This window comes from Mycobacterium sp. (assembly GCF_035623875.1).
Classification (GTDB): domain Bacteria; phylum Actinomycetota; class Actinomycetes; order Mycobacteriales; family Mycobacteriaceae; genus Mycobacterium.
The window spans coordinates 1-8,852 of sequence record NZ_DASPSP010000291.1 but is presented as its reverse complement, the minus strand read 5'-3'; the positions used below and the strand labels follow the sequence as shown (position 1 = coordinate 8,852).

The 8,852-nt window shown below is 65.9% G+C and carries 12 protein-coding genes; 6 read left to right on the top strand and 6 right to left on the bottom strand.

All coding sequences use genetic code 11. The features are described 5' to 3' along the window. The 3 genes from VEI45_RS23360 to ppgK form a co-directional block, all read right to left on the bottom strand. The coding region (locus tag VEI45_RS23360) for a tyrosine-type recombinase/integrase (protein WP_324856895.1) at positions 1-520 on the bottom strand (520 nt) is incomplete at its 3' end. 90 nt (positions 521-610) lie between these two features. Continuing rightward, positions 611-2,209 carry an RNA polymerase sigma factor gene (locus tag VEI45_RS23355; protein WP_324856896.1) on the bottom strand — a complete coding sequence of 533 codons (1,599 nt, stop codon included), beginning with the start codon at positions 2,207-2,209 and terminating at the stop codon, positions 611-613. 177 nt (positions 2,210-2,386) lie between these two features. Further along, positions 2,387-3,193, bottom strand: coding sequence for a polyphosphate--glucose phosphotransferase (gene ppgK / locus VEI45_RS23350; RefSeq protein ID WP_324856894.1), 807 nt, complete (start codon positions 3,191-3,193; stop codon positions 2,387-2,389). 190 nt (positions 3,194-3,383) lie between these two features. Between ppgK and VEI45_RS23345 the strand changes: the two genes are divergently transcribed. After that, complete coding sequence (locus VEI45_RS23345) at positions 3,384-4,259, top strand: inositol monophosphatase family protein (protein WP_324856893.1); 876 nt, start codon at positions 3,384-3,386, stop codon at positions 4,257-4,259. A gap of 20 nt (positions 4,260-4,279) precedes the next feature. Here the strand turns inward: VEI45_RS23345 and cei are convergent, their stop codons facing one another. After that, positions 4,280-4,927 (bottom strand): envelope integrity protein Cei, encoded by a 648-nt coding sequence (cei, locus tag VEI45_RS23340; RefSeq protein ID WP_324856892.1) that lies wholly within the window; start codon positions 4,925-4,927, stop codon positions 4,280-4,282. Positions 4,928-5,088: 161 nt separating this feature from the next. Here cei and VEI45_RS23335 point away from each other — a divergent pair, with 161 nt between their 5' ends. Next, positions 5,089-5,391, top strand: a complete 303-nt coding sequence (locus VEI45_RS23335; protein WP_324856891.1) for a DUF4193 domain-containing protein — start codon at positions 5,089-5,091, stop codon at positions 5,389-5,391. A 4-nt stretch (positions 5,392-5,395) separates the two neighbouring features. Here VEI45_RS23335 and VEI45_RS23330 read toward each other — a convergent pair whose 3' ends face one another. Further along, positions 5,396-5,872 carry a DUF3093 domain-containing protein gene (locus VEI45_RS23330; protein WP_324856890.1) on the bottom strand — a complete coding sequence of 159 codons (477 nt, stop codon included), beginning with the start codon at positions 5,870-5,872 and terminating at the stop codon, positions 5,396-5,398. 25 nt (positions 5,873-5,897) lie between these two features. Here VEI45_RS23330 and dut point away from each other — a divergent pair, with 25 nt between their 5' ends. Together dut and VEI45_RS23315 are read left to right on the top strand one after the other, a co-directional pair. Continuing rightward, positions 5,898-6,362 (top strand): dUTP diphosphatase, encoded by a 465-nt coding sequence (gene dut / locus VEI45_RS23325; RefSeq protein ID WP_324856889.1) that lies wholly within the window; start codon positions 5,898-5,900, stop codon positions 6,360-6,362. Positions 6,363-6,464: 102 nt separating this feature from the next. Beyond that, positions 6,465-7,235, top strand: coding sequence for a DUF3710 domain-containing protein (locus tag VEI45_RS23315; RefSeq protein WP_324856888.1), 771 nt, complete (start codon positions 6,465-6,467; stop codon positions 7,233-7,235). Here the strand turns inward: VEI45_RS23315 and VEI45_RS23310 are convergent. Beyond that, positions 7,232-7,930, bottom strand: coding sequence for a serine aminopeptidase domain-containing protein (locus VEI45_RS23310; RefSeq protein WP_324856887.1), 699 nt, complete (start codon positions 7,928-7,930; stop codon positions 7,232-7,234). The two genes, VEI45_RS23315 and VEI45_RS23310, sit on opposite strands and share 4 nt — an antisense overlap. 143 nt (positions 7,931-8,073) lie before the next feature. Here VEI45_RS23310 and VEI45_RS23305 point away from each other — a divergent pair, with 143 nt between their 5' ends. Further along, positions 8,074-8,442 (top strand): OB-fold nucleic acid binding domain-containing protein, encoded by a 369-nt coding sequence (locus VEI45_RS23305; RefSeq protein WP_324856886.1) that lies wholly within the window; start codon positions 8,074-8,076, stop codon positions 8,440-8,442. 71 nt (positions 8,443-8,513) lie between these two features. After that, positions 8,514-8,852 (top strand): DUF3159 domain-containing protein (locus tag VEI45_RS23300; RefSeq protein WP_324856885.1); only part of this gene is annotated, 339 nt, incomplete at its 3' end.

Genomic DNA, 8,852 nt, shown 5'->3' with positions numbered 1-8,852 from the left:
GGTCGACGTCGGCGACGTCTAGGTTGATGACCTCGCCTGCGCGCATCCCGGTTTCGGCCATCAGTCGGATGATGGCTTCGTCGCGGCGGTCGCGGAACTCCTTGCCGCCGCACGCCTTTATCAGTCGACGCAGTTCGTCGTCGGTCAGCGCGTCGGTGACCTTGGCGTCGAGTTTGGGTGCTTTGAGCCCGAGGAGGGGATCGTCGTCGATCTCGCCTTCCTCTTCCAGCCACGCGGAGAAGCGCCGCACGGCGAGCTGGCGGGAGCGGGCGGTCGCCGGTTCGGCCCCGGCGCCGAGCAGGTCGGCCACCCATGCGCGGACCAGGTCGCGGTCCAGCGCCGGGGGCTGATGCTCATTGGACTCACACCAGCGGATGAACCCCCGCACGCCGGTGGTGTAGCTCTTGACGGTCTGCGGTGATTTGTGGTCGGCGCGCAGCGAGACCTCCCAGCTTGACAGCAGCGCGGCCAGGTCCAGGGCCGGGGGTTTGCGGCGGCGGCTGCGGCGGCTGTCTGACACGGATTATCTTAACTGACAGCGCTGTACTCATCTGCTATTGTTGGATTGACCAGTAAACCCACTGGTCAGGACGTTAGAACGGAGTGTCGCTCAGTCCAGGTAGTCGCGCAGGACCTGCGAACGGCTGGGGTGGCGCAACTTCGACATGGTCTTCGACTCGATCTGGCGGATACGTTCGCGAGTGACGCCGTAGACCTGGCCGATCTCGTCAAGGGTGCGCGGCTGGCCGTCAGTCAGGCCGAAGCGCAGCCGCACGACACCGGCCTCGCGCTCGGAGAGCGTCTCCAGCACCGACTGCAGCTGGTCTTGCAGCAGGGTGAACGACACCGCGTCGACAGCCACCACCGCTTCGCTGTCCTCGATGAAGTCGCCGAGCTGGCTGTCGCCCTCGTCGCCGATTGTCTGATCCAGTGAGATCGGCTCGCGGGCGTATTGCTGGATCTCTAGCACCTTCTCCGGGGTGATGTCCATTTCTTTGGCCAGCTCCTCAGGAGTGGGCTCGCGGCCCAGGTCCTGCAGCAGCTCGCGCTGAATACGGCCCAGCTTGTTGATCACCTCGACCATGTGCACCGGGATGCGGATGGTGCGGGCCTGGTCGGCCATCGCGCGGGTGATCGCCTGGCGGATCCACCAGGTCGCATAGGTGGAGAACTTGTAACCCTTGGTGTAGTCGAACTTCTCGACCGCACGGATCAGGCCTAGGTTCCCTTCCTGAATCAGGTCGAGAAACGCCATGCCGCGGCCGGTGTAGCGCTTGGCGAGCGAAACCACAAGCCGCAGGTTGGCTTCCAGCAGATGGTTTTTCGCGCGGTCGCCATCGCGACAGATCCACGACATGTCACGACGCTGGGCGGCGGGCAACTTCTCGCCGCGATCGCTCAGCTCGACCATCAGTTGCGTGGCGTACAGGCCGGCCTCGATCCGTTTCGCCAGCTCAACCTCTTCTTCGGCGTTGAGCAGTGCCACCTTGCCGATCTGCTTGAGGTAAGCCCGAACTGAGTCAGCCGATGCGGTGAGCTCGGCGTCCTTACGTGCTTGGCGCAACGCCTCAGACTCGTCTTCGTCCCAGACGAAATCGCCTGAGGCTTTGTCTTTTTCGCTCGGTTCGACGATTTCTTCTTCGTCGGCTGATTCCGCGTCGGCGACTTTCTTGGAGCTGGCTTTCGCCTCTTCTTCGGTAGCGGCCTCGTCGACCCCGGTGTCGTCGTGCGCGTCGTCACCGCCAGACGGCTCATCCTCGAGGTCGTCGAGGTTCATATCTTCGGCTTCAAGGTCGATCTCCTCGACGGCCTCGCCTTCGATGTCCGGCTCACCGTCGAGCTCGTCGATTTCCTCTGCGACATCGAGCTCATCCGCCACGACGTCGACGTCTTTGGGGGCATCCTCAGACGACGTCACTTTCTTCGCGCGACCGCGGCGAGGCTCGGACTTGACGGCAGCGCTCTTCGTCGAAGTGCGCGCCTTGGCTCTGGTGTCGGTGCCGGCCCTGGCGGACTTCGCTGGCGCTTTAGCGGCCCGCGTGGTTGTCTTCGCCGGTGCCTTGGCTGGCGTCTTGGCGGCCCGTCGTCTGGTGGTGGAGCCGTTGGCGGACTTGGCCGCCGATCCTTTCGCCCCGGCGGTGGCGGGGGACTTGGCGGCGGTACGCTTCACCGGCTCCTCGGTTGCCGATCGTGCTTTGGTCGCTGCCACGTAAACCCCTTCGGTAGGACTCACTTCCGGTGCTCTAGGCATGCTCAACCGGAAAATGTCGGCTATGTCGGATGTCGGCGTCGATTATCAGGGTGGATATTCGCCGCTCTCGGTCAGGCGGCTGGCGGAGACCATTGTAACGACAGCGCTGCAATACCCCGGCCACAGCGCATAAATTCAGTGCGTCACGTCGCTGGTCGCCGCCATCGCCGCGCCGACGATTCCCGCGGTGTTCTGCAGGGCGGCGGCAACCACCGGGGTGCGGTTTTCCAGGAAAGGCACCCATTTGTCGGCTTTGCGGCTGATCCCGCCGCCGGCGATGAACAGCTCCGGCCACATTGCGTTCTCGATAGCGACCAGCACCTTCGTCACCTGCTTCGCCCACTTTTCGTAGCTCAAGCCCTGGTTGTCCCTGACCGATGAGGCGGCGCGGTGTTCGGCCTCCTTGCCGCCGACCTCGAGGTGCCCGAACTCGGTGTTGGGCAGCAAAATCCCGTTGTGGATGACCGCCGACCCGATTCCGGTCCCGAATGTGAGCAGGACCACGACACCGGTGGTGTCTTTGCCCGCCCCGTAGCGCTGTTCTGCCAGTCCTGCTGCGTCGGCGTCGTTGAGAACGACGATCTGCTGGCCGTCCAATTCCGCGCTGATGACGTCGCGAGCGTCGGTCCCGATCCAGGATTTGTCGACGTTGGCTGCGGTCCGGACAATGCCGTGGGTGACGACACCCGGATAAGTCACGCCGAGCGGGCCAGACCAGTTGAACTCGTTGACAACGGCCGCGATCGTCTTCGCGACGGCGGACGGCATGGCCGGCTGGGGTGTCGGCAACTTGAACCGGTCGCCGATGAGTTGCCCGGTATCCAGGTCGACGATTCCGCCCTTGACGCCGCTGCCACCGACATCGACACCGAATCCCCGGCGGGGCGGTGTGCCGGTCGCGTCGGTCCCGGGCGAGGCGGTAGTCGAGTCGTCAGCGGTCATCGAATCTCCTCGGCGAGACTTGGGTGTCCGCCCACACCCTAGTGCGACGACGATGCGCGCCGTGACGGCCCGGGTGAGGAGTCGGACAACCCGACCCTAATGCGTGGATGAGCAGTTGGCTGCCCGGTTTCGCGGTCGCTGCCCAACCGCCAGCGGGGTAGTACGACGGCACCTGTGATGCGATGGACCGGTGAGCACAGCTGAGAACCATCCGGCACACCTGCGTTCGGTGGCCGAAACGTTGACCGGGGAAGCGGCCGCGTTCGTCCGGCGCCGTCGCAGCGAGGTGTTCGGTCCCGACGCGCGCGCCGAGGGCAGCGCTGCGGTGCGAACGAAGACGACCCCCACCGACCCGGTGACCGTCGTCGACACCGAGACCGAACGGCTACTGCGTGATCGGTTGGCGCAACTGAGATCCGGCGACCCGGTGCTGGGCGAAGAAATCGGCGGACCCGCCGATCCGACGGCCCGCGCTGCCGGCACTGTCACCTGGGTGCTGGATCCGATCGATGGCACGGTCAATTTTGTTTACGGGATCCCGGCCTATGCGGTGTCGGTGGCAGCCCAGGTTGACGGAGTTTCGGTGGCCGGCGCAGTCGCCGACGTGATGGGCGCGCGGGTGTACTCGGCCGCGGCGGGACTGGGTGCACACCTTATCGACGAGCAGGGCACCCATCCGCTGCAGTGCACTGCCGTCGACGAATTGTCGATGGCGTTGGTGGGCACCGGCTTTGCGTATTCCAGGCGACGCCGCACCGTCCAGGCGGCGCTGGTGTCGAAGATCTTGCCGGTGGTCCGCGATGTGCGCCGAATCGGTTCTGCCGCAATGGATTTATGCATGGTCGCGGCAGGCCGGCTGGACGCCTACTACGAGCACGGCCTGCATGTCTGGGACCATGCGGCGGGGGCGCTGATCGCCGCCGAGGCGGGCGCCCGAGTGGTTTTGCCTGAGCCGGGGAACCCAGACAGTTCCGCCGCGCTGGTGGTCGCCGCGGCGCCGGGGATCGCCGATGAGTTACTCACGGCCCTGGAGCGATTCGACGGCCTGGCTCCGATTCCGGGGTGATCTTTCCAGCGGCTCGGCGGTCAGCACGTGCCCGCGTGGATCTTCGCCAGCAGCGCGGAATCGGCGGGCTCAGCGCCCGGACGTAGGCCGGCGAGCACGGCGTCGATGTCGTCGCTATGTGCCAGCGCGCTGAACTCGGTGCCGAGAACCAGGTCAACGGAATCGTCGGTGCGGTCATCGTGGTACAGCTCGGTGCACGGGGCCACCAGCCACACCGTCGCCGCCCCGGCCTGACCGGCATCGCCGAAGCGGACCTGGCCCTGACAGTTGAGCCTGGCGTGGGCATAGATCGGATCGTTGGCGGCGGTCGGCTGCGCGAAACCGAGGTCTTTCAGTGCACCGGCGATAGCGGCGGCCTGACCGCCCCGCCCGCTGGCGTTCAGGACGCGGATTTTGGCATCGGCGAGTTTGGCCGGTGCGACGTTGATCATCGTGCTGCGCGACACCGGTGTGCCCAGGTGCGGCTGTCCTGGATCGGTCTGCTGCGTCGGCGGGTTGCACGCTGCGGCCTCATGGACCTGGGGCGGGCGGCTCAGGGCGATTGTCCAGACCACCGCGCTCGCCACCAGCAGCACGACCAGCAGGGCGATCGCGGGCCGGGCATTGCGGCGGCGAAAGGGTCGACCGTGCCTGTCGAAAGCAGTGCCCTCAGTGATTTGCGCGACCACGTACGCACTCTAAACGCGATGTTTAGGGCGAGGTAGCGGGGTCAAATCCCGAGTGTGACGTAAATCACACTTGAACACCGGGGTATAAGGGCACGAATCGTTTGGTGGATGCGTTCGAGGCTGGTACAAAGCTTTGCTTGAGGTTACGAGGGGACACGATGATGGCTACCGATTATGACGCCCCACGGCGTACCGAGACCGATGACGTTTCCGAGGATTCCCTAGAGGAACTCAAGGCACGGCGGAACGAAGCGGCGTCGGCGGTGGTTGACGTCGACGAGTCAGAATCCGCCGAGTCTTTCGAGCTGCCTGGTGCCGACCTGTCCGGCGAAGAGCTGTCAGTCCGGGTGATTCCCAAGCAGGCCGACGAGTTCACTTGTTCGAGCTGCTTTCTGGTGCAACACCGCAGTCGGCTGGCCAGCGAGAAAAACGGCGTGATGATCTGCACCGACTGCGTGGCCTGATCGGTCAGCTGCGCAATGCCGACAGCACCCGCTCCGGGTGACGGCAGCTCACCAACCAGTACGGCGTCGGATCGTCGACGTCGTTCAGAACCACCAGCACCATCGGTCCCACCCAGCCGCGGTGCAGCACGTAGGCGGCAGGGTCGAGTTGACGTCCCAGCGCCGCAGATTTGGCCGACCGAGGGATGTTTGCGGATCGGGCGATCACGGTGACCGGCAGGTGTGCCTCGCCGGCCCACAATTCGACTCCGCCGTCACCGGCGATGACCCGGATCTCGATTCGGCCCAGCCAGAGCAGTGCCCCGGCCGCCACCACGAACAACAGCATGAATGGCAGCCAGCGCGGAATGCTCGGCACGCCCTGGTTGACTTCCAGAGCGATGAGCGCCGCCAGCGCGAAACCCAGTAGCCACCACCACCATGGCACCCACAAACGCTCGCGATACCGCACACTTTGCGGCGCGACTCGCGTACCTGACACTCGGTCAAGGGTAATCTGTGGCCCCGTGTCGACCAGTCTGGCGGTTGTCCGTCTCGACCCCGGGCTTCCGCTGCCCACCCGAGCCCACGACGGTGATGCCGGCGTCGATCTGTACAGCGCCGAAGACGTTGAGCTCGCGCCCGGACATCGTGCGCTGGTACGGACCGGGATCGCGGTTGCCATTCCGTTCGGAATGGTCGGGCTGGTGCACCCGCGATCCGGATTAGCTGCGCGGAATGGGCTTTCGATCGTCAACAGCCCGGGCACCATCGATGCCGGCTATCGCGGTGAGATCAAGGTATCGCTGATCAACCTCGACCCCGCGACGCCGATCGTCGTGCATCGCGGCGACCGTATCGCCCAATTGTTGGTACAGCGCGTCGAGTTGGTCGAACTTATCGAGGTGTCGTCGTTCGAAGAGGCACGGCTGGCCGATACTTCCCGAGGCGACGGTGGCCACGGCTCCTCCGGCGGGCATGCGAGTTTGTGACTGCGCCGACGACGATGCAGAGCGAAGCGATGAGGAGGAGCGGCGCCATGACCGCGCCCGCGACGATGCAGAGTGAAGTGATGAAGAGGGGCGGCGTTGGTAATGGCTTTCGGTAGACGCAAACCCAAAGACGAGCCAGCCGACGAGTCGGAACTCACGGATGTCCCCGAAGCATCGACCGCGCCGCCGGAACCGGAGGAGCGGGTCGAGAACGCGTTCGCTGATGACGTGCAGGGCCCGTTTGACATCGAGGATTTCGACGACCCCACGGCCGCCGAGGCTGGCCGCCTCGATCTCGGTTCCGTGTTGCTGCCGATGCCGGCGTCGGCCCAGCTGCAAGTCGAGCTGACCGAAACCGGCATCCCAAGCGCGGTATGGGTGGTGACACCCAACGGTCGCTTCACCGTCGCCGCCTACGCGGCGCCCAAGACCGGCGGTTTGTGGCGCGAGGTCGCCAGTGAGCTGGCCGACTCGCTGCGTAAGGACGGGGCCGCGGTGAGCATTCAGGATGGTCGCTGGGGCCGGGAGGTGATTGGCACTGCGACCGGCGTGGTGCGGTTCATTGGGATCGACGGCTACCGCTGGATGATCCGTTGCGTCGTGAACAGCTCGGCCGAGGGCATCGATGCGTTGACGGATGAAGCTCGAGAAGCGTTGGTGGACACTGTCGTTCGCCGTGGCGATACTCCGCTACCGGTTCGGACGCCGTTGCCGGTGCAGCTGCCCGAGCCGATGGCGTCGCAGCTGCGCGAGGCGGCGGCCGCGCAGGGCGCGGCGGGGGAAGAGGGTTCGACGGGCCCGCCACCGCCGACCGCGCGCCGCAGTGCCTCCGGATCGGCGATGCAGCAGTTGCGCAGCACCACCGGCGGTTAAACGGCTTCCAGCGCTGCCAAACAGGCGGTGCCGAGTGCCGCGGGATCGGCGCCGATCTGATCGAGCGTCACCGTGCGCAACGCCGCATGCGGCGCGGCCGCCGCCCATTCCAGTCCGATTTCGAGGGGGTGGATCGGGTCGTCTGTCGCCGCGGCAATGCCGATTGGCACCGCCAGCTGCTGCAGCTGCGCGCGGGTTGGGGCAACATAGGTCGCCGCTTCTTCCATGGCGTCGGGGAGATGCGGCCACTGGCTCCGCCATGACCGGGTCAGCTCGTCGGCCAACCACGGCGGGCTGGACGCCCGCATCTGTGTCGTCGTTGCGGCCAGACCGTCATGGCGCAGTTGTTGCGCGGAGTGCCGGGCCGCGTTGGCGGCCGGAGCGTCGCCGGGCGGACCGGTCCAAGCTGGCAGCGCGGCCAACACGGCCACCGCGAGGTCGGGATGCTCTAGCGCCCAGGCAGCGGCTACCGCGGCACCGATCGAAACACCGCCGACGGCGATCGGACGTCGGCTTGCGGCGTCGTCCAAGGCGGACAGGTAGCCGTCGATCAAGTGCTTTGGCTGCGGCGGCGGCGCTAGGACCTGCGCGCCGGCATCGCGTAGCGGCGCTGAGAATGCTCGGGTGATGTAGTCATCGTCGGACCCTGTTCCCGGCAGCAGGACGGCCATCACCCCGCTCAGGTCGATAGCCACCCCCTAGATACTGCCCGGACGGTTGTGGGTCGTCGCAAAAGGGACTGCGGGACCTCGCGGCGCTCGGGAACTAACCGGTCTACGGTTTCCGTTGGCGTGAGAGGATCGGCTTCGGTGCACTTACAGGACGGTCAGGAGAGGCCATGGCGGCGGGAAGTTATCTGCGCCGGTTGACTCGTCGGTTAACGGAGGACCCCGAGCAGCGCGACGCCGAGAAGTTGTCCGACGAAGCGGTCAATACCGGTGCGCAGCGTGCCATCGACTGTGAGCGAGGCCAGGAGGTCACGATGGTCGGAACGCTGCGCTGTGTGGAAACCAACGCCAGAGGTTGCGCTGACGGGGTGCGCGCCGAGTTCTTCGACGGCACCGACACCGTGACACTGGTGTGGTTGGGGCAACGGCGGATTCCCGGAATCGACTCGGGCCGTACGCTACGGGTGCGGGGCCGGCTCGGGAAGCTGGAGAACGGCAGCAAGGCGATTTACAACCCGCACTACGAAATTCAACGGTGAATCACCTCGTGAACAGTGCGACAGAAGAGGCCAGTGATATGACTCCGGCCGCCGAGAACGAAGCACGGTCTGTGACTGCAGACCGCACCCCAGCCGAGCGGGTGATGGCACAGCTGGGTGGCGTTTCGGGGATGATCTATTCCTCGCTGCCGGTGCTGGTCTTCGTCGGCACGTCGCGGCTGCTGGGCTTGTCGGCGGCGGTCGGCGCCGCCCTCGGCATTGCGGCGCTCATCCTGCTGTGGCGGCTGATCCGGCGCGAGTCCGCGCAGCCCGCGGTGTCGGGACTCATCGGCGTCGTGGTCTGCGCGCTGATCGCCTACATGCTGGGGGAGTCCAAGGGCTATTTTCTGCTGGGCATCTGGACATCGCTGTTGTGGGCGGCGGTATTCGCGGCGTCCATCCTGATCCGA